A 19,160-nucleotide genomic window follows, 5' to 3' on the forward strand; every position below is an offset into this window, starting at 1 on the left:
CACGAGAGCGGAACCAAGGAGAGGAATAATCCCCTCGGTTCACAGCGTCCTCGCTGTGTTATTTCAAAGGAACCTCGCCCCAGCCATGACTGGCCGGAGACGGGGTATCAACATATCTGGCGTTGACTTTTGGCACGCTGTTGAGTTCTCAAGGAACGGACGCTTCCTTCGTACTCACCCTCTCGGGCTTTCCTCCGGGCGCTTCCCTTCGGTGTCTCCGACTCTATCAGATCTTTCCGATCCGATTTCCTCGGCGCTTTCCAGGTTCCCGCTTTCGCGTTTCCCTTTCCAGCGATCCCGACTTTATCAGAACTTTCGCGCCGGTCTGACCGGCCTTCGCTTCCGATTCATCGGGAGGGCTTCTCTGAAATCGACGTTTCCAAGAAGCTGGCAGATGTTCACTGCGGCCCTGTGGACTGGGTCCACCTCCGGGCAACTGTTTGAATCTACCTCCCCACCCGCTCCGTGTCAACGGCTCCGGTGGGGCGAAGAGGAGACTAGCAGTTCAACGGACGTTCACGCACATCAGGCGGCCGTCGGCACGCTGGCGCTTCGCTCGTCTGCCACGACGTCACCCGTTCCGCCGGTACGTACGGCACGGCCGCCCAGGACGTAGACGTAGGTCAGGAAGGACAGCTCGGCGACGATCCCGATGCCTATGCGAGCCCAGGTGGGCAGGCCCGAGGGGGTGACGAAGCCTTCGATGGCGCCGGAGACGAGGAGGACCAGGGCCAGGCCGATCGCCATGCCCACGGCCGCACGGCCCTCCTCGGCGAGCGCCGTGCGGCGGGTGCGCGGGCCCGGGTCGATGAGGGTCCAGCCCAGGCGAAGGCCCGTGCCGGCGGCGACGAAGACCGCGGTCAGTTCGAGCAGGCCGTGCGGGAGGACGAGGCCGAGGAACGTGTCGAGCCGTCCGGCCGAGGACATCAGCCCTATGCCGACGCCGAGGTTGAGCATGTTCTCGAAGAGGATCCACAGGACCGGCAGTCCCAGGAAGACGCCCAGGACCAGGCACATGGCGGCGGCCTGGGCGTTGTTCGTCCACACCTGGGCGGCGAAGGCCGCCGCTGGGTGGCTGGAGTAGTACGTCTCGTACTCGCCGCCGGGGCGGGTGAGCTGCCGTAGCTCACTGGGGGCCGCGATCGTGGACTGCACCTCCGGATGAGTGCCGATCCACCATCCGAGGAGTGCCGCGACGACGGTGGAGACGACGGCCGTGGGTACCCACCAGTGGCGTGCCCGGTACACCGCCGCAGGGAAGCCCTCCAGAAGGAAACGGTTGACGTCGCGCCATGACGCTCGGCGGGTTCCCGTCACGGCGCTGCGCGCGTGTGCCACGAGCTGGCTGAGCCGGCCGGTGAGCTGCGGGTCCGGGGCGCTGGAGCGGATCAGGGAGAGGTGGGTGGCGGCGCGTTGGTAGAGGGCGACGAGTTCGTCGGCCTCCGTGCCGGTGAGGCGGCGCCGGCGGCGGAGCAGGGCTTCGAGACGATCCCACTCGGCTCGGTGGGCGGAGACGAAGACGTCCAGGTCCATCGGGTCTGCCTGCTCCTCGGCTGGTTGTTCGACTGCCCGTCGGATGCGTCAGCTTGTCGTACTGCGGCGCGATTGCCCACAGCTTGGCAGACTGGCCGTCTCCAAGGCGGGCCAGGGAAGGCGGCGGGCGTGAGTGAGCTGGTGACGGGCGAGGCGGTGGCGCTGGAAATGCGTCCTGCGAGGCTGCCCAGCAGGGCACTGGCCGTCCTGCTCGACCTCGCCGTGGCTATGACGGCCTATGTGGTGGTGAGCATCGGTCTGCTCGCCGCCACGGCGTCGCTGGACGAGGCGGCGCAGATCGCGCTGTCGATCGCCACCTTCCTGCTGGTGCTGGTCGGCGGGCCGATCGCGGTGGAGACGCTCAGCCACGGGCGGTCGCTCGGGAAGCTGGCCTGCGGGCTGCGTGTCGTCAGGGACGACGGTGGACCGATCCGGTTCCGGCACGCGCTGGTGCGCGGGGCGATCGGTGTGGTGGAGATTCTGATGACGTTCGGGGTCGTCGCCTGTATAGCCTCCCTGGTGTCCGGCCGCGGGCGTCGGCTGGGTGACGTCTTCGCGGGCACCCTGGTGGTGCGGGAACGGGTGCCGGCCGGGCAGGCGTCCTTCGTGCCTCCGCCGCCGCCCTGGCTGGCCGGGCGGTTCTCGGCCCTCGACCTGTCGGCGGTTCCCGACGGGCTGTGGCTCGCGATCCGGCAGTACCTGACGCGCATGCGGCAGCTGGATCCGCAGGTCGGCTCGGGCATGGCGGAGCGGCTCGCCGTCGATCTCTCGGCCCGCACGGGGGCTCCGGTGCCTCCCGGGGTTCCCCCGGCCATGTATCTGGCGGCGGTGCTGCAGGAGCGGCAGGTCCGCGAGGCCCGGCGGGCCTTCGGGAACGGCACGGCGGCGGGCGGACCGGACGCTCAGGCCTTTCCCACGCCACAGGTGTCCGCTCCTACGCCCCAGTTGTCCGCTCCCGCACCGCAGGCGCCCGCCTACCCCGCACCATCGGCGTCGGCCTTTCCCGCCCCGCAGGCGTCGGCCCCTTCCGCGCCGCGGCCCGAGCCGGCCCATGGGGAGAGGCCTGCCACCGGGTTCGTGCCTCCCGCGTAGGGCGGTCGGCTCGCCATCGGTCGGCGCCGGCCGAGGAGCCGGCCGAGGTCAGGCGGTGAAGACGGAGGGCGGTGACTGAAGGTCCTCGAGCTCGATGCCGGGGGCCGCCAGGACCACGTCGCCGGCGATGTGGACGGTGTGCCGCTCGCCCGTGTCCAGGGCTGTGACCTGGTATTCGTCCACGGTCAGAGGGGCGTTGTCAGTGGCGTGTGCTTCTCTTTTCACCAGGGCCCAGGACTGGTCCACAGTGCGGGGGGCGAGGACCGGTTCCGTGAAGGTGACGAGGCGTACGCGGGTCGCGGAGGCCGAGGGGGTGAGGCGGAGGAGGCGGGTGGTGGCGATGAGGAACGCGGGGGACGTGCCGGTGAAGGCGTGGGCGCGCACATTGCCTTCGGTGGCATGGGTTCCGGTGGGGTCGGTGCGGACCCAGGTGACGCCGTCGAGGGCGGCGCCGCGCACCTGCCAGCCGCCCGCGTGGAGTTCCAGGCGGAGGGGGCGGCCGAGTTCGTCGAGGGCGAGGTCGACGGAGCCGCGGTGATCGCCCGAGGGGGTGGTGACCTGGGAGACGTAGCGCCAGCCGGAGGGGCCGGGGGCGCACTGGAAGTGCTCTTCACCGAGGGGGGTGTGATCGTGCGGATCGTGGAGCGAATAGCGACCGCGGGGCATGGGGTTCCTGGGGCTTGACGGGTCGGTCCGGCCGGTCGCCGGTGTGTCCGGCAAAGGGGCAGGCCCCCGGCACGGGGGTGCGGGGGCCTGCCTCGGAGGACCTGGCCGAGACGCGGGTGCGGCTCGGTGGTCGGTCAGTAGCGGTAGTGGTCCGCCTTGAACGGGCCGTCGACGTCCACACCGATGTACGCGGCCTGCTCCGGGCGCAGCTTGGTGAGCTTGACGCCGAGGGCGTCGAGGTGGAGACGGGCGACCTTCTCGTCCAGGTGCTTGGGCAGGACGTAGACGCCGGTGGGGTAGGCGTCGGGCTTGGTGAACAGCTCGATCTGGGCCAGGGTCTGGTCCGCGAAGGAGTTGGACATCACGAACGAGGGGTGGCCGGTGGCGTTGCCCAGGTTGAGCAGGCGGCCCTCGGACAGCACGATGATCTTCTTGCCGTCGGGGAAGGTCCAGGTGTGGACCTGCGGCTTGACCTCGTCCTTGACGATGCCGGGGACCTTGGCGAGACCGGCCATGTCGATCTCGTTGTCGAAGTGGCCGATGTTGCCGACGATCGCCTGGTGCTTCATCTTCGCCATGTCCGACGCGAGGATGATGTCCTTGTTGCCGGTGGTGGTGACGAAGATGTCCGCGGTCTCGACGACCTCGTCCAGGGTGGTGACCTGGTAACCGTCCATCGCCGCCTGGAGCGCGCAGATCGGGTCGATCTCGGTGATGATCACGCGGGCGCCCTGTCCGCGCAGGGACTCCGCGCAGCCCTTGCCCACATCGCCGTAGCCGCAGACGACGGCGGTCTTGCCGCCGATCAGGACGTCGGTGGCGCGGTTGATGCCGTCGACCAGGGAGTGCCGGCAGCCGTACTTGTTGTCGAACTTCGACTTCGTCACCGAGTCGTTGACGTTGATCGCCGGGAAGAGGAGGGTGCCGTCGCGCTGCATCTCGTACAGACGGTGGACGCCGGTCGTGGTCTCCTCCGTCACACCGCGGATCTCGGAGGCCAGCTGGGTCCACTTCTGCGGGCTCTCACCCAGCGTGCGGGTCAGCAGCTGCAGGATGACCCGGTGCTCCTCGGACTCGGCGGTGTCGACCGAGGGGACCTTGCCGTCCTTCTCGTACTCGACGCCCTTGTGGACGAGGAGGGTGGCGTCGCCGCCGTCGTCCAGGATCATGTTCGGGCCGCCGGTGGGGCTGTCCGGCCAGGTCAGCGCCTGCTCCGTGCACCACCAGTACTCCTCCAGCGTCTCGCCCTTCCAGGCGAAGACGGGGATGCCCTTGGGGTTCTCCGGGGTGCCGTCCGGGCCGACGGCGATGGCGGCGGCCGCGTGGTCCTGGGTGGAGAAGATGTTGCAGGACGCCCAGCGCACCCGCGCGCCCAGGGCGACGAGGGTCTCGATGAGGACGGCGGTCTGCACGGTCATGTGCAGGGAGCCGGTGATCCGGGCGCCGGCCAGCGGCTGCTTCTCGGCGTACTCCTTGCGGATCGCCATCAGGCCCGGCATCTCGTGCTCGGCCAGAGAGATCTCCTTGCGGCCGAACTCGGCCAGAGACAGGTCGGCGACCTTGAAGTCCTGTCGGTTCTCGACAGTCGTCATTGCGAGCTGCTCCTCGGGGTTGGGTCGAGGTGGATACGGCTGATCTGCGCGGCGGCGGACACAGGGGTGCCCGATGGGGACACAGGCATGCCCGCGTGCGCGCAGCGCAGTCCGTCGGAGGCCCTCTCTCCCTCGGCCGGCCCCTCGTGGGGCCGCCCGACCGCCATCAGCAGCGACGTCTGGCTCGGTCCCAAGCTACACCGCGGAGCCGGGCGACCCCAGTCCGCCTCCGGACAGATCCAGCCGTTCGCGGGACGCCGGGAAGACGGACGGGGCCCGCCGATGCGGAGGATCGGCGGGCCCAGTGACGGTTCGCGGTCGTGCGCTCAGTGGCCGGGGGCGGGGTGCGGGGTCGGTCCGCCCGGGGTGGCCTCCGGGTCCGCGCCCCTGGCCGCTTCGGTCTCGCTGTAGATGTCGGGTTCGAGGTAGATGACGCGGGCGATGGGGACGGCCGCGCGGATACGGGCCTCGGCGGCGTCGATGGCAGTGGCGATCTCGGTGGCCGTGTTGTCGTGCCGGACGGCGATCTTGGCGGCGACGAGCAGTTCCTCGGGGCCGAGGTGGAGCGTGCGCATGTGGATGACGCGGGTGACGGTGTCACCGTCGACCATGGCGGTCTCGATCTGCTGGACCACGTCGGCGCCGGCGGCCTCACCGAGCAGCAGCGACTTGGTCTCGGCCGCGAGGACGAGGGCGATCAGGACGAGCAGGACACCGATGCAGACGGTGCCGATGCCGTCCCAGACGCCGTTGCCGGTGAGCAGGGCGAGTCCGACGCCGAGGAGGGCGAGGACGAGACCGATCAGGGCGCCGAAGTCCTCCAGGAGGACGACCGGCAGCTCGGGTGCCTTGGCGCGGCGGACGAACTGCGCCCAGGACAGCCCGCCCCGCAGCGCGTTGGACTCCTTGATGGCCGTGCGGAAGGAGAAGCCCTCGGCGATGATCGCGAAGAGGAGCACGCCCACCGGCCAGTACCAGTGCTCCACTTCGTGCGGGTGGCTGATCTTCTCGTAGCCCTCGTAGATGGCGAACATGCCGCCGACGGAGAACAGCACGATGGAGACGAGGAAGGCGTAGATGTAGCGCTCGCGGCCGTAGCCGAACGGGTGCTGCGGGGTCGCGGCCCGCTGTGCCTTCTTGCCGCCGACCAGCAGCAGGAACTGGTTGCCTGAGTCGGCGAGCGAGTGCACGCCCTCGGCGAGCATCGACGACGAGCCGCTGAAGGCGAAGGCCACGAACTTCGATACCGCGATCGCGAGATTGGCGCCGAGTGCCGCCACGATCGCCCTGGTTCCGCCTGACGCGCTCATGTGTTCGCGTTGTCCCTTCGCCCTCGTACCGGCTCTTCGCCCTCGTGCCGGCCTTTGCCTGTCCTTTGCCGGTGGGCCATTGTTGCAGCCCGGTCCGGCCGCGGTACGTCAGGTCACCTCAAGCGGGGCCGCACGCGGGGTCATACGACGACCGTGGCCCGGAAGACGGTGCCGGCGCCGGACACCTCGGTCTTCTCTGCCGCCGGGACGAACACGGACTGCCCGGCGGTCAGCTCGTGCTCGCCGACGTGCACGGAGCCGGCGGTGCAGAGCAGGATCTGCGGGGTGCGCAGGGTGAGGTCGTGGGCTGTGGTGCCCTCGGGCAGGACGTAGCGGGAGAGGCGGAACTCGTCGATGGGGGTCTCGTAGACCTCCTCGCCGTCCGGGGCGGCCTCGGGGCGCAGCACGCCGGGGTCGCCCGCCTCGAAGCGGACGACGCGCAGGAGTTCGGGGACGTCGACGTGCTTGGGGGTCAGGCCGCAGCGCAGGACGTTGTCGGAGTTGGCCATGATCTCCACGCCCAGGCCGCTGAGGTAGGCGTGCGGGATGCCGGCGCCGAGGAAGAGGGCCTCGCCGGGCTGCAGGCGGACGTGGTTGAGGAGTATCGCGGCCAGCACTCCCGGGTCGCCGGGGTAGTGGTGGGCGATGCCGGCGTAGGGGGCGTGGTCGCCGCCGAGGCGGGCGCAGGCGGCCGCGGCCTCGGCGACGGTGTGGGTCATCTCCTCGCGGTCGGCGGTGAGGATCGCGGTGAGGACCTCGCGCAGGGCGGCCTCTTCGGGGTGGGCGTGCAGCAGGTCGACGTACGGCTTGAGGGAGTCCACGTCGAGGGCGGCGAGCAGGTCGGCGGCCTCGGCCGGGGTGCGGAAGCCGCACAGGCCGTCGAACTCGGTGAGTGCGCAGATCAGTTCGGGCTTGTGGTTGGCGTCCTTGTAGTTGCGGTGCGGGGCGTCGACGGGGATCCCGCGGCGCTGCTCGTCGGCGTAGCCCTCCTGGGCCTGCCGGAGGTCGGGGTGGACCTGGAGGGAGAGGGGGGCACCGGCGGCGAGGATCTTGAGCAGGAAGGGCAGGTGCGGGCCGAACTTCGCGACGGCCTCGGCACCCAGTTCGCGCTTGGGGTCCGACTCGATGACCTCGACCAGGGTGCCGCGCGTGGTGCGCGAGGGTGCGCCCGGGTGGGCGCCCATCCACATCTCCGCCTGCGGCTCACCGCTCGGTTCGACGCCGAGCAGGTGCGGTATGGCGGTGGTGGAACCCCAGGCGTAGGGGCGGATGGCGTTGTCGAGGCGATCCATGCGTTTCTCTCTGCGGTTGTTGTCGGGGCTCGGGGCGCCCGTCCGCGGGAGCCCCGAGCCCAGGTCAGGCCCTGGAGGCGAGCGACAGGTAAACGGCGGCGAAATCCGTGACGGCGATCAGTTCCGCGAGGGTCTCGATCTCGCCGCCGGGCTCCGACTCGAGCTCGCTGATCGGCGTCTCGTGGCTGAGGGCCAGGTCCCGGGCGGCGGGCGCGGCGGTGAGCTCGCTGAGCGGGCGGTCCCGGAGCAGGACCACGCGCGCGTGCAGCGCGGGCAGTTCCTCGACGCGGTCGCGGAAGAAGTCGCCGGGGTCGGCGCTTGCGGCGAGCGGGCCTGCGAGCAGGGCGTTGTGCGCGGCGAGCGCTTCGGGCAGTTCGGCGACGAGGGCGGGGATGCCGGACAGTTCGGCGAGCCCGGCGGCGAACCTGCGGCCGGCGGGACCGGCGGCGAGGCCCTCGGTCCAGATCAGGGGCAGCGCGTCGGTGAGTTCGGCGGCGAGGGTCTTGGCCGGGTTGCTGTAGGCGGCGATGGCGGGCCCGCAGCGCTCGGCGATGTGGTCGAGCCGGTCGGCGGCGGCGTGCAGGGCGTCGGGCGCGGCGGTGACCAGGCCGACCCGGTCCAGGAGCGCGAGCAGCGGGGTGACCAGCGCCCAGAAGACTCCGGGGGCGGATCCGGCGAGGGGTTCGCCGTGGTCGTAGGGGGCCGTCGCCATGGGGACGAACAGGCCGTGGGCGCCCTCCACGGCCTCGGCGAGGGGGGTGCCGGCCGGGGCGACGGCGACGACCGTGCAGCCTCGGCGGTAGGCCTGGTCGGCGAGCAGGGCCAGGCTGGGTTCGGTGCCGTCGGGGGTGGCGATCAGCAGCAGGTCGACGGAGCCGGTCCAGCCGGGCAGTTCCCAGCGCAGCGCGCCGGAGGCGGAGGCGACGCCGGTGGGGGCCAGCCGGGTGACGGGGCTGCCGCCGCCGGCGAGGGTGCCGAGCAGGTCGGCGGCGTGGGTGGCGGCGGCGCCCGGGCCGGCGATCAGCACGGCGCGGGGGCGGCCGTCGGGTTTGAGGTCGCCCACGCCGGCCTCGGCGGCGTGCCGGGCGGCGGTGCGGATCCGGGCGCCGGCCTCGGCGGCACCGCGGAGCAGGCCGCGATGGTCGGCCCGGGCGAGTGCCTCCGGGTCGTCGAGCAGCGATTCGTCGAGCATGGGCGGCAGCCTCCGATCGGGCTCCGAGCGCCGGGGCGCCAGGACGTCGAGTCGTCGGACGTCAGGACGTCGGTACGTCGAGTCGTCGGGATGGTGGGACGTCAGGACGGTGGGACGCCGGGCCGCCCGGTCGTCGATGAGTCGGTCATGTCGTCGGTCACGCGGGGCGGCTCGTCGGGTCGTCCGTCACTCGGGGCGGCGCGCCTCGTCGACGAGCAGGACGGGGATGCCGTCGCGGACGGGGTAGGCCAGGCCGCAGCCCTGGCCGGTGCAGATCAGCTCCGTGTCCTGCTCCTTGAGGGGGGCGTGGCAGGCCGGGCAGGCGAGGATCTCCAGGAGGCCGGCTTCGAGCGGCATGGGTGTTCCCTCCGGGGCGTAGGGGGGCGTGTGCGGTTGTACGGACGTGCCTGGTCAGACTACCGCCGGTGGGGGCGCGGTGACGGAGTCGGCCGGGGCCGTACGGCGGCGGACGGCCCCGGCGGTCGCCTGTCAGCCGCGGATGATCCTCAGGGCCTCGTCGCGGACCTCGGCCATCGTGGCCGCGTCCTTGGCCTCGGCGTTCAGGCGGAGCAGCGGTTCGGTGTTGGAGGGACGGACGTTGAACCACCAGTCGGCGGCGGTGACGGTCAGCCCGTCGAGTTCGTCCAGGGTCACGTCCTCGCGCTCTGCGTAGGCGGCCTTGAGCGCGGTGAGGCAGGCCGCCTGGTCGGCGACCGTGGAGTTGATCTCGCCGGAGCCGGTGTAGCGGTCGTACTGGGCCACCAGCGCCGACAGGGGGCCGTCCTGGCCGCCCAGGGCCGCCAGGACGTGCAGGGCGGCCAGCATGCCCGTGTCGGCGTTCCAGAAGTCCTTGAAGTAGTAGTGCGCGGAGTGCTCGCCGCCGAAGATCGCGCCCGTCCGCGCCATCTCGGCCTTGATGAAGGAGTGGCCCACGCGGGTGCGCACCGGGGTGCCGCCGTTCTCCCCGACCACCTCCGGGACCGACCAGGAGGTGATGAGGTTGTGGATGATCACGCCCTGGCCGCCGTGCCGGGCCAGTTCGCGGGCGGCGACCAGCGCGGTGATGGCGGACGGGGAGACCGGCTCGCCGTGCTCGTCGACCACGAAGCAGCGGTCGGCGTCGCCGTCGAAGGCCAGGCCGAGGTCGGCGCCCTCCTCGCGGACCCGCTTCTGGAGGTCGACGAGGTTCGCCGGGTCCAGCGGGTTCGCCTCGTGGTTGGGGAAGGTGCCGTCGAGTTCGAAGTACATCGGGACGAGGTCGACGGGCAGGCCGGTCAGGACCGTGGGGACGGTGTGACCGCCCATGCCGTTGCCCGCGTCGACGACGACCTTCAGGGGGCGGATGGCGGAGACGTCGACGAGGGAGCGCAGATGGGCCGCGTAGTCCTCCAACGTGTCCCGCTGTGTGATCGTTCCCACCTGGGCGGCCGGTTCCGGGGCGCCCGACTCGCTCCACCGTTCGACCAGTTCGCGGATCTCGGTCAGGCCCGAGTCCTGGCCGACGGGCGCCGCGCCCGCGCGGCACATCTTGATGCCGTTGTACTGCGCCGGGTTGTGGGAGGCGGTGAACATGGCGCCCGGCAGGTCGAGCGCGCCCGAGGCGTAGTAGAGCTGGTCCGTCGAGCACAGCCCGATCTCGGTGACGTCGACGCCGAGCCGTGCGGCACCGCGCGCGAAGGCACGGGCCAGGCCGGGCGAGGAGGGCCTCATGTCGTGCCCGGTCACGATGGCGTTCGCGCCGGTCACCCGGGCGAAGGCCGCCCCGAAGAGCTCGGCGAGCGACTCGTCCCACTGGTCCGGGACCACACCGCGCACGTCGTACGCCTTCACGATCTGCGACAGATCAGCAGCCACGGCCAACCCTTCTGGAGTCCAATCGGTCACCACAAACTACCCGTCCCGGGCGGTGGAGCCGACGCGTGAGGGGCGGCGCGGGCGTACTGCCGGACGAACGCGGGCGTACTGCCGGGGCGGCTCGCAAGGAACGGTGGGACAACTCGGAAGGACCGGCGAGCCGTTGGGCCGGGCCCTCGGCCGCCTGGTGCCTCCGGCCCGCCTTGGGGGCGCGCCTCGGCTCACGCGGTGGTGAACGGTTTTGTCAGTTGTCCGGTGACCGGAGCACCCTCAGGTGACCGCGGCGCGCGACCTCCATCGGGTCCGCCCCGCGCGCTCCGCCGCCACCGGCCTGCGCCGCCCGCTCCTGGGGGCGGGCCGCCTCGCGCACCGCGTTGGCAAGCGCTTCCAGGTCGTCGCCGCTGGGGCGGGCGGGCGCCGAACCGTCGAGCAGTCGTACGACCTCCCAGCCTCGAGGGGCGGTGAGGCGCTCGGAGTGCTCGGCGCACAGGTCGTAGCAGTGGGGTTCGGCGTAGGTGGCGAGCGGGCCGAGGACCGCGGTCGAGTCGGCGTAGACGTACGTCAGCGTCGCTACGGCGGGACGGCCGCAAGCGGTGCGCGAACAGCGACGTACAGGGCTCACGACGTTGGACGGTACCGCACTCTTGAGCGGGCCGCGACGACTCTCCACCAGGTCACCCCACCGTGTCGTCCTGTGAAACGCCCCACACGCCCCTTCCGACTCGCCTCGCTGACCTGCACAGACGGCCGAGAAAGCGATCTTCGGCGCCCCTTGTTCCGGTCACGACTGGGTACAAACACCGTCAATCGCCTTGAGATCGGCGGTCTCGGAGAGATACGGAATCGAGCCAGGCTTGGCCGGAATCGGTATCAAGTGACCAGTAGTCGTAACCGGTATGACCAGTCGTCGTGATCCGTGTGACCAGTCGTCGTGCCCGGTCATCGTGACCCCTGATCGTGACGCGCGATCGCGCGGACCGCACGGTCTCCGGGATGGGTCCGGATGCCGCGCCGGGCCGGGCATGATCAGGCGGCGGGGACTACGCTTCAGCAGTGATGGACAACCGTGTACCGCCCCGCTCCGCCGGCCCCGGGCCCCGACGACGTGATCGCCACGGCCGGGGCATGCGCGGCCCGATCGCACCGCCCCAGGTGCCGCTCGCCGCGAGCCGTGCCGAGGCGTTCGCGGACCTGGTGCAGGACTCCGTGGAGCGTCTGGAGCGGCGCTGGCCGCAGCTGGCCGACATCGACTTCCTCGTACTGGAGGTGCCGCGGCTGGACGGCCCCGGGCAGCCCTGGAGCGACGAGCCGGTGCCGCTCGGGGGCACGATGCCCGCGCAGGACGGCCGCCGGGCGCGGGTGGTCGTCTACCGGCGGCCGGTGGAGATCCGCAGCAAGGGGCGTGACGAGCGGGCCGCCCTGGTGCACGAGATCGTGGTCGAGCAGGTGGCCGAGCTGCTCGGCCTGACACCGGAGACGGTGGATCCCCGGTACGGGGAGGACTGAGGCGCGGGCCTGGTCGGGTCTGTGCTCAGAGGCTTCCGCTCAGGGCTCACGCCCCTCCGCCCGGGACCGGGACTCAGGATCCCTGCAGCACCGACACGTCCTCGTCCGCATGCGGCACCGACACCGTCCCCCGGTCGTCGGGCAGGGTCTGGACCGTGAACCCTGGAATGCCTTCCTCCGTGGCGGTCAGGGTGCGCGCCCCGTACACCGGGCCGCCGGAGAGGTGCTCCACCGTCAGGGCGTAGGTGCCCTTCAGTCCGGACGGGACGGGTGGGGCGATGTCCTGGGTCGTGCCCGCCTTGATCGTGTACGTCTTCGTCACCGCCGTACCGCCCTCGCTGCCCGCCGATGCCGTGACCTTGACCTGGGCGGTGGCCGTGGGGGCCGTCAGGGAGAGCGTCGAGCCCTTCTCGCTGTTGTCGGCGGACGTGGCGCGCGCGGCGACGGGACCGGTCGCGGGGATGAACGCCGTCTCCTGCTTGCCGCCCTTGCCGCGTGTCACCCGCAGTGCGGCGACCACCGGCACGGACGGGGAGCTCTGGGTCAGCATCAGCGAGCCGGCCTCCCCGCGGGTGAGGTCGCCCAGGTCGACGGCGGTCGTCATCCCGCCCTTGACGTGCACGGTGTCGTGGCCCGCGGGCGTGATCAGCCCGGACGGCGAGGCCAGTCTCACCTTCAGGTCGGTGTCGGCGTCGGCGGGGGTGAAGGCGATCAGCCGGACGGAGGTGGCGTCCTTGGGGATGCCGGGCAGGACGAGGCTGTCCGCCGGGTCCGCGGCCGCCGCCAGCCAGTCCCCGCCGAGCTTGTCGTCCAGGGCCTGCACCGCCGCGCCGACCCGGCCGCTGCGCACGCTCACGTGCACCGTGAGGTCCTCCTGCGGCGCGTCGGCGAGCGTGGACAGCAGGACGGGCTCGCTGGAGTGCGGTGCGACGGTGATGCCCTCCGCCACCGCTGACTTCACGGCGCCGTCCTTGCCGTAGAGCTCGATGTCGACGACCGCGGCGGAGTCGTCCGGGTTGGTCAGGTGGACGTAGTCGGAGCGGTCGGCCGCGGTGCTGGCGCCGGGGAACCAGAACTCGGTGTCCGGGGCGGTGCAGTCCACGCCCAGCAGGCCGCGGCCGGTGCCCGCGGCGACCTCGGTGGTCTGCTGCATGGTCCAGCCGGGTGCGAACCTGCCCTCGGCGGTGCCGATCAGTGCGGGCGCGTCCCCGCCCGAGGTGTCGCCGGTGACCGGCTTGCCGGGCTCCTTCGGTTCCAGGACCGGCTTGGCGGCCTTCTTCTTGTCGTCCTTCTTGCCGTCGTTCTTGCCCTTGTCGCCCGTCGTGGCCGACTCCTCGTCGGCGGAGCGGAGTTGGGCCTTGCCGTCGCCGTCCGTGCCCTGGGTCACGGGGGTGAAGGACGTGTACGAGGTGTCGGCGATGTCGGAGCTGCTCGGGGACGGGCAGACCAGGGTGGTGCGCTCGACGGGCAGCCGGGCGGCCGCCTTGGCGCTGCCGGCGCCCGCCGCGTCCGGTGTGTCCAGCGCGGCGAATCCGGTGACGGCGGCGAGCGCGGCCACGCCGGCGATCAGGGACAGGGTCGTGCGGTTCACTGCTGGCTCCCGTCGGGGCGCTCACTGCCGATGCCGTGCGCGTGGTCCTGCGCGTGCTGCTGTGCCGGGTCGTACGGCTCCTCGTAGCCCTGGTGGTAGGCCGTCGGGTCGTAGGAGGCCGTCGGCGTCTGCCCGCCGTAGGCGTACGGGTCGTACTGGCCGCCCTGGTAGGGGTCGGCCTGGCCGCCCTGGTAGGGGTCGTCGTAGGCGCCCGCCGGGTACTGCTGGGACTGGGCGGGGGCGGTCTGGTACTGGTCGCCGCCGTGGGCGCCGTACTCGGTCGCGGCTCCCGCTCCGGGGGCACCGGCGCCGGCGTAGGCGGTGGTGTCCCAGTCGCCGTAGGGCTGCTGGTGCGGTACGGCGGCGGGAGCCTCCTCCGGAGGAGGAGGCAGGGTGGCCTGGCCCGGTGGCTGTTCCTGGGCGGCCTCCTCGGCCTCCGCCTGGGCGCGCAGCCGGCGGGCCCGTCGGCCCTCGCCGCTGATCGCCTGGGCGGGAACGGGCTGCTCCTCGGGCAGGTCGTCGTCGATGTCGCGGCGCCGGCCGGGCAGGGCCAGGACGACGAGGACGACGGCGAGCAGGCCCTGGGCCCACAGCCAGGCGGTGTGGCCGATCGGGTCGTCGAAGGTGACGTCGAGCTTTCCGCCGGAGGCGGGGAGCTGGAAGCCCTGGGCCCAGCCGTCCAGGGTGGTGCGGGTGAGCGGCTTGCCGTCCAGGGTGGCCGTCCAGCCCGGGTCGGCGGCGTCGGCCAACCGCAGGACGCGGCCCGCGGAACCGGCCGGGACCGTGGTGTGGATCTCGACGGGTCCGGCGGCGACGGGCTGCGCCGCGCCGGTCCCGGCGGCCGCCCCCGAGTCCTGGCCCGAGCCGGAGTCCGGGCCGGAGGCGGGCACGATGGCGGCGCGCGAGACCTCCTGGTCCACGCGCCACAGGGCACTGCCGTCCTGCTGGCTCAGCCGGCTCAGACCCGGGGTGGAGTCCAGGACGCGGCTGACCTCGCGGGGCGCGCCCTTGTGGACGAGGACGTAGCGCACGGCGAAGCCGCCGAGCTGGTCGGCCTGGTCGGCGCCGGAACCGGCGACCAGGTTGGCGACGACCTTGTCGAGCCTGCTGTTGCCGCCGTCCGCCGCGGCCAGTTCGGCGTCGCCCATCCGGACCCCGGAGCCGCGCACGAGCATGTAGCCGACGTGGGCGGCGGAGTCGCTGTCGATCACCAGGGTGCGGGCCTGGTCGCGGGTGCTGCTCTCCTCGGCGACGAACGCGGGCACCTGCGCCACGTCGCGCCGCTCCAGCGGGCCGTCGGCGCCGCGGATCATCCAGCCGGCGACGACGAGGAGCGGACCCGCGGCCGAGGCGAAGGCGACGAGTGCGGCGACCGGCTGGCGCCAGCCGAAGCTCTGCTCGGCCACGCGCGCGCGTGCCCCGTCGGCGCCGAGCACGGCGGCGGCCAGCAGGGCGATGCCCTCGACCAGGGTGGCGGGGCCGGCCCAGGCGGAGTCGTTGGACAGGACCGCGAAGACGAGCGCCACCAGGGCGACCGCCCAGGCGGTCCAGATGGCGAACTGGCGCTCCGAGCGCAGCAGGGCGGCCAGCGCGGCCAGGACGATGCCGATCAGCATCAGCCCGTGCACCGTGCCCGGACCGCCCGGGGAGGCGCCCAGCAGGTCGAGGGCGGAGGCGGCCGAGGAGCCGTACTCCAGTCCGGCCTCCTTGAAGAAGCCGAACGGCAGCAGCGACAGCGACCAGGGCGCGAGGACGAGCAGCGGGGTGCCCAACTGGGCCAGGAAACGCAGTGCGTGGGCGACGATGTCGCCGCGGCGCACGGCCAGCACGCCGACGCCGAGGACGAGGGCGAGGGGCCAGACGATGGGTGCGAAGGCGGTGGCGACGGTCAGCAGCAGCGCGTACGCCCAGGTGGCGCGCCAGCTGCCACGGGCGCCGGAGGTGCGGGCCAGGCCGCTCGCCGCGATGCCCGCGCGGGCGATGAGCGGCAGCAGCACGGCCAGTACGGCGGTGCCGATCCGGCCGCCGGCCAGCGCGCCGGTGGTGGCGGGCAGGAAGGCGTAGGCGACGGAGGCCCAGGCGCGCAGCAGCCGCGAGGGGACGAGCGGGCGGGAGGCGAAGTACGCGGTGAACCCGGCCAGCGGCACCGAGCCGATCAGCAGGACCGTGACCGCCAGGCCGGTCGAGCCGAGCAGCACGGAGGCCAGCATCGCCACCAGCGCCAGGTACGGCGGCGCGGACGGGGTGCCGCCGGTGCCGACCGGGTGCCAGGAGTCCAGGTAGCGCGACCACAGCTCCGAGGAGTCGGCCGGGGCGGGCAGCAGGGCGCCGCCCGCGAGCGCGCCCCCGCCGAGCAGGTTCCGGCAGGCGGCGAGGGTGACGAGCAGCAGCACCAGGAAGAGCACGGGGCCGGGTTTGCGGGCGATCCTCTTGAGCCGGGCGAACTGCTCGACCTCCAGGAAGTCCGCGTCGTCGCCGCCGGGCCCGGACTCGATCGCGCCGCCGTGCCGGCCGGCCGAGGAGACCTCGGGGTCGGAGCGGCCGACGAGGTTGCTCGCGACCTGTTCGACGGTGGCGCGGATCGTCGCTCCGGGCGGCGGGAACAGGGCTCTCAGCTCACCCTTGTCGATCTGCGGCCTGCCGCGCCTGCGCCGGCCGGCGACGATCCGCTCGGGCCGCAGCAGCGTGCTCATCAGGCCGCGGATCTCGTCGACGGCCTGTCCGGGGACCTTGCCGACGAGGTAGGCGAGGGTGCGCAGCAGGGTGCCGAGGACGAGGCGCAGCAGCACCCAGGGCAGCACGGCGGTACGGGCGTTGACGAGGAGGGTGTAGACGGCGCCCGCCTTGTCGACCTTGTGCGGGGAGGCGGAGGTGCGGCCGACGCAGTCGACGGTGCGGCGCTCGCGGGAAGCCGCCTCGGCGTGCCGTACGACGGCGTCGGGGGCTACGAGGACGCGGTGGCCGGCGGCGTGGGCGCGCCAGCACAGGTCGACGTCGTCGCGCATCAGGGGCAGGCGTCGGTCGAACCCGCCGAGCTGTTCGAAGATGTCACGCCGGATCAGCATTCCGGCGCTGGAGACCGACAGCACGGTCCGGACGTGGTCGTGCTGGCCCTGGTCCTGTTCGCGGCGGTCCAGTCCGGTCCAACGGCGGCCCGAGTTGGCGATGGTGACGCCCACTTCGAGCAGCTGGCGGCGGTCGTACCAGCCACGCAGCTTGGGGCCGACCACCGCCACGTCGTCGCGGCCCAGTTCGTACTCGTTGTCGACGACGCGCAACAGCTCGGCCAGGGCGTCGGGTTCGGGGGCGCAGTCGTCGTGCAGCAGCCAGAGCCACTGCACCGGTTCGCCGTGGGGGAGTTCGGGCAGGTCGTAGGCGTCGTCGCGCCAGGTGCGCGTGACGGGGTCCCAGCCGCTGGGGCGCTTGAGGTACGGCAGTTCGTCCGGGGTGAGGAGCGGGGCGGTGCGGGTGGCCTCGTCGACGGCCTGGCCGAAGCCGGTGCGCCGGGCGAGGTGCAGCACGCGGTCGGCGCCGAGGGCGTCGGTGAGCACCTGGGCCGAGGTGTCCGCGCTGCCGGTGTCGGCGGCCACGGCGTACTGCACGGGGCGTTCCTGGCCGAGCAGGCCGGCGAGCGCGTCGGGCAGCCAGCGGGCGCCGTCGTGGGAGACGAGGACGGCGGTGACGACGTGCCGTGGGAACTCCGGCGGGCGGTTCGGGTCGGACTGCGGTGCGAACTGCGTCGCGTGCGCGGGGTCCGACGGCGCTGCGGCGGCGACGTCGTAGTGGGCTGCCGTATGGCTGTGCACGGACATCGAGATACACGGCCCCGGTTCGGTGGACTGCGGTGGACGCCTGTGCCCCCTGTGGGCAGCGGGGCGTCTCGGACGAGCGACCACACTACTGGCTGGCCATGACGGCGGCCCGCCGCCTGTGGATAACCCACCTGCGACGGGCCGTTCGTGACGTTTGTGTGGGGTATGTACGCGTACGTCCGCGGTCGGACGGTGACCGGGCAGCGACCGGACGGCGGCCGACGTTCCGTCAGACCGCGGCCTTCTTCAGCCGGCGCCGCTCACGCTCGGACAGGCCGCCCCAGATGCCGAAGCGCTCGTCGTTGGCGAGGGCGTACTCGAGGCACTCGGAGCGGACCTCGCAGGCGAGGCAGACCTTCTTGGCCTCGCGGGTGGAGCCGCCCTTCTCGGGGAAGAAGGACTCGGGGTCGGTCTGGGCGCACAGCGCGCGCTCCTGCCAGCCGAGTTCCTCGTCCGCGTCGTCGACCAGCAGTTGCTGCACCAGCTCGGTCATGTGCGCCCCTCGTCTGTCTTTCGCGTCCCCGTGATGTAGCCGTTACCGATCTCGGCTGAACGACACGAGTGAAATTACAAGTGTGCTGCTCCGGGCGAGTCAAGCCGAGATCTGCTATTGGGTCCCTTATTCACTCTGCGGAACCAAGGCCATGCGGAAAGTGTTCAAATCGGCATAAACCTTGACACACAGCCGAGGCCCCGAAGACCCGTCGCCCCGCGCGGAGCCCTCACCGAGCCCCCGGAAGGAAGGACGCCCGGGCCTTCGATCTCGTTCCGACACGCGCACCGCCGCGAACCTGATCACAGTCGGATCACGGGATCACAACGGGGCTTGCGCGCCCGGCATGTGCGCCATGTGTCCCGCCCTCCCGCTGAGCAAACCTTTCACCTGAGAGATGAACCGGATGAGGTGAAACATGTCCCACATTCCGGGCGTCGAGTTGACAGGGGTGGTGTGAACCGGTGTCCTTGTGGGCATGCTCGCGAACTCGGCACCCACCTCGACCCGCACCGCCGGGTCCCACGGTGCTGCCCGCGCTCGCTGTAGCTGTCGCTGTTCCGGCTGTTGAGCCCCCGCGCGCACGCGCGCTCCAGCCGCCGTCCGGGCCCCTTCTCATACGGCTGTACGGCCCGGCGTCCGTTCCCTCCGATCGGCCCCCACCGAGGAACCACGACACCCCCATGAACAGCGACAGCGACCTCCAGATCGCCGGCGACATCCTCGAAGTCCCGCACCTGCTCCAGACCCCGCGCGAGCACCCGGCCACCGTGGCCGAGTTCGCCGGCCTGGCCCGTTCCATCGCGGCCGACCGCACCCAGTGGGAGCACCTCGTCCGGTACGACGCCACCACCCGCTGGTACCACCGGCTGCGCACCGGTCCCGGCTACGAGGTGTGGCTGCTGTCCTGGGTGCCCGGCCAGGGCAGCGGACGACACGACCACGGCCGCTCCTCCGGTGTGCTCACCGTCCTGGACGGCACCCTGACCGAGCACACCGGGCGGGGCACGCGCGCACTGGGCGCGGGCGCGCAGCGCGTGTTCGCACCGGGGTACGTGCACGAGGTCGTCAACGACACGCTACGGCCGGCGGTCAGCCTGCACGTCTACTTCCCGGGGCTGACCGAGATGCCCATGCACCCCACCGCGTCGTGCTCGGGGGCCGAGCCCGCGCAGCAGACGGCGGGCGCCGTCGGCGCGTAGGCATCCGGCGTGCAGTGGCCCGGCC

The 19,160-nt window shown here is 72.2% G+C and carries 15 protein-coding genes; 3 read left to right on the plus strand and 12 right to left on the minus strand.

Features of this window, described 5'->3' with window-relative positions; all coding sequences use genetic code 11:
• Positions 1–525: 525 nt before the first annotated feature.
• Positions 526–1,533 carry a stage II sporulation protein M gene (locus tag IE318_RS11885; protein WP_030182505.1) on the minus strand — a complete coding sequence of 336 codons (1,008 nt, stop codon included), beginning with the start codon at positions 1,531–1,533 and terminating at the stop codon, positions 526–528.
• 129 nt (positions 1,534–1,662) lie between these two features.
• On the opposite strand from IE318_RS11885, the gene IE318_RS11890 reads away from it, so the two are divergent.
• The gene (locus tag IE318_RS11890) at positions 1,663–2,625 is read left to right on the plus strand and encodes an RDD family protein (protein ID WP_189899493.1); all 963 of its coding nucleotides are present in this window, start codon (positions 1,663–1,665) and stop codon (positions 2,623–2,625) included.
• A 48-nt stretch (positions 2,626–2,673) separates the two neighbouring features.
• Here IE318_RS11890 and IE318_RS11895 read toward each other — a convergent pair whose 3' ends face one another.
• The 8 genes from IE318_RS11895 to IE318_RS11930 form a co-directional block, all read right to left on the minus strand.
• Positions 2,674–3,291 carry a hypothetical protein gene (locus IE318_RS11895; RefSeq protein ID WP_189899496.1) on the minus strand — a complete coding sequence of 206 codons (618 nt, stop codon included), beginning with the start codon at positions 3,289–3,291 and terminating at the stop codon, positions 2,674–2,676.
• A gap of 134 nt (positions 3,292–3,425) precedes the next feature.
• Positions 3,426–4,883, minus strand: a complete 1,458-nt coding sequence (gene ahcY / locus IE318_RS11900) for an adenosylhomocysteinase (RefSeq protein ID WP_189899499.1) — start codon at positions 4,881–4,883, stop codon at positions 3,426–3,428.
• Between the two features lie 326 nt (positions 4,884–5,209).
• On the minus strand, positions 5,210–6,193 hold the full coding sequence (locus IE318_RS11905; RefSeq protein ID WP_030182498.1) for a cation diffusion facilitator family transporter: 984 nt from the start codon (positions 6,191–6,193) through the stop codon (positions 5,210–5,212).
• A 140-nt stretch (positions 6,194–6,333) separates the two neighbouring features.
• Positions 6,334–7,485 carry a mannose-6-phosphate isomerase, class I gene (gene manA / locus IE318_RS11910; RefSeq protein ID WP_189899501.1) on the minus strand — a complete coding sequence of 384 codons (1,152 nt, stop codon included), beginning with the start codon at positions 7,483–7,485 and terminating at the stop codon, positions 6,334–6,336.
• A gap of 64 nt (positions 7,486–7,549) precedes the next feature.
• Positions 7,550–8,677, minus strand: coding sequence for an SIS domain-containing protein (locus IE318_RS11915; protein ID WP_189899503.1), 1,128 nt, complete (start codon positions 8,675–8,677; stop codon positions 7,550–7,552).
• Positions 8,678–8,863: 186 nt separating this feature from the next.
• Complete coding sequence (locus IE318_RS11920; RefSeq protein ID WP_078917501.1) at positions 8,864–9,034, minus strand: Trm112 family protein; 171 nt, start codon at positions 9,032–9,034, stop codon at positions 8,864–8,866.
• 132 nt (positions 9,035–9,166) lie between these two features.
• Complete coding sequence (locus IE318_RS11925) at positions 9,167–10,531, minus strand: phosphomannomutase/phosphoglucomutase (protein WP_189899505.1); 1,365 nt, start codon at positions 10,529–10,531, stop codon at positions 9,167–9,169.
• A 244-nt stretch (positions 10,532–10,775) separates the two neighbouring features.
• Entirely contained in the window at positions 10,776–11,201 is a 426-nt protein-coding gene (locus IE318_RS11930) for a DUF3499 domain-containing protein (protein ID WP_030182488.1), read from the minus strand.
• A gap of 386 nt (positions 11,202–11,587) precedes the next feature.
• Here IE318_RS11930 and IE318_RS11935 point away from each other — a divergent pair, with 386 nt between their 5' ends.
• The gene (locus IE318_RS11935) at positions 11,588–12,037 is read left to right on the plus strand and encodes a metallopeptidase family protein (RefSeq protein WP_078917500.1); all 450 of its coding nucleotides are present in this window, start codon (positions 11,588–11,590) and stop codon (positions 12,035–12,037) included.
• 73 nt (positions 12,038–12,110) lie between these two features.
• Here the strand turns inward: IE318_RS11935 and IE318_RS11940 are convergent, their stop codons facing one another.
• The 3 genes from IE318_RS11940 to IE318_RS11950 all read right to left on the minus strand — a co-directional run bounded on the left by IE318_RS11940 (position 12,111) and on the right by IE318_RS11950 (position 17,933).
• The gene (locus IE318_RS11940) at positions 12,111–13,628 is read right to left on the minus strand and encodes a DUF5719 family protein (protein ID WP_189899507.1); all 1,518 of its coding nucleotides are present in this window, start codon (positions 13,626–13,628) and stop codon (positions 12,111–12,113) included.
• Positions 13,625–17,440 carry a glycosyltransferase family 2 protein gene (locus tag IE318_RS11945; protein WP_189899510.1) on the minus strand — a complete coding sequence of 1,272 codons (3,816 nt, stop codon included), beginning with the start codon at positions 17,438–17,440 and terminating at the stop codon, positions 13,625–13,627. Before IE318_RS11945 ends, IE318_RS11940 begins: the two co-directional genes overlap by 4 nt.
• Before the next feature lie 229 nt (positions 17,441–17,669).
• Positions 17,670–17,933: a WhiB family transcriptional regulator gene (locus IE318_RS11950; protein WP_003975777.1), complete on the minus strand. Its 264-nt coding sequence runs from the start codon at positions 17,931–17,933 to the stop codon at positions 17,670–17,672.
• Positions 17,934–18,616: 683 nt separating this feature from the next.
• Here IE318_RS11950 and IE318_RS11955 point away from each other — a divergent pair.
• Positions 18,617–19,135 (plus strand): cysteine dioxygenase, encoded by a 519-nt coding sequence (locus tag IE318_RS11955; protein WP_189899512.1) that lies wholly within the window; start codon positions 18,617–18,619, stop codon positions 19,133–19,135.
• The last annotated feature ends 25 nt before the right edge of the window (positions 19,136–19,160 follow it).

This window comes from Streptomyces spiralis (assembly GCF_014654675.1).
GTDB classification, from domain to species: domain Bacteria; phylum Actinomycetota; class Actinomycetes; order Streptomycetales; family Streptomycetaceae; genus Streptomyces; species Streptomyces spiralis.

What these genes read in the sequence shown, in the direction of transcription:
- IE318_RS11905 (WP_030182498.1), bottom strand. Translation starts at nt 6,193, where the DNA reads ATGAGCGCGTCAGGCGGAACCAGGGCGATCGTGGCGGCACTCGGCGCC.
- IE318_RS11885 (WP_030182505.1), bottom strand. Translation starts at nt 1,533, where the DNA reads ATGGACCTGGACGTCTTCGTCTCCGCCCACCGAGCCGAGTGGGATCGT.
- IE318_RS11935 (WP_078917500.1), top strand. Translation starts at nt 11,588, where the DNA reads ATGGACAACCGTGTACCGCCCCGCTCCGCCGGCCCCGGGCCCCGACGA.
- IE318_RS11915 (WP_189899503.1), bottom strand. Translation starts at nt 8,677, where the DNA reads ATGCTCGACGAATCGCTGCTCGACGACCCGGAGGCACTCGCCCGGGCC.
- IE318_RS11920 (WP_078917501.1), bottom strand. Translation starts at nt 9,034, where the DNA reads ATGCCGCTCGAAGCCGGCCTCCTGGAGATCCTCGCCTGCCCGGCCTGC.
- manA (WP_189899501.1), bottom strand. Translation starts at nt 7,485, where the DNA reads ATGGATCGCCTCGACAACGCCATCCGCCCCTACGCCTGGGGTTCCACC.
- ahcY (WP_189899499.1), bottom strand. Translation starts at nt 4,883, where the DNA reads ATGACGACTGTCGAGAACCGACAGGACTTCAAGGTCGCCGACCTGTCT.
- IE318_RS11945 (WP_189899510.1), bottom strand. Translation starts at nt 17,440, where the DNA reads ATGTCCGTGCACAGCCATACGGCAGCCCACTACGACGTCGCCGCCGCA.
- IE318_RS11895 (WP_189899496.1), bottom strand. Translation starts at nt 3,291, where the DNA reads ATGCCCCGCGGTCGCTATTCGCTCCACGATCCGCACGATCACACCCCC.
- IE318_RS11950 (WP_003975777.1), bottom strand. Translation starts at nt 17,933, where the DNA reads ATGACCGAGCTGGTGCAGCAACTGCTGGTCGACGACGCGGACGAGGAA.
- IE318_RS11955 (WP_189899512.1), top strand. Translation starts at nt 18,617, where the DNA reads ATGAACAGCGACAGCGACCTCCAGATCGCCGGCGACATCCTCGAAGTC.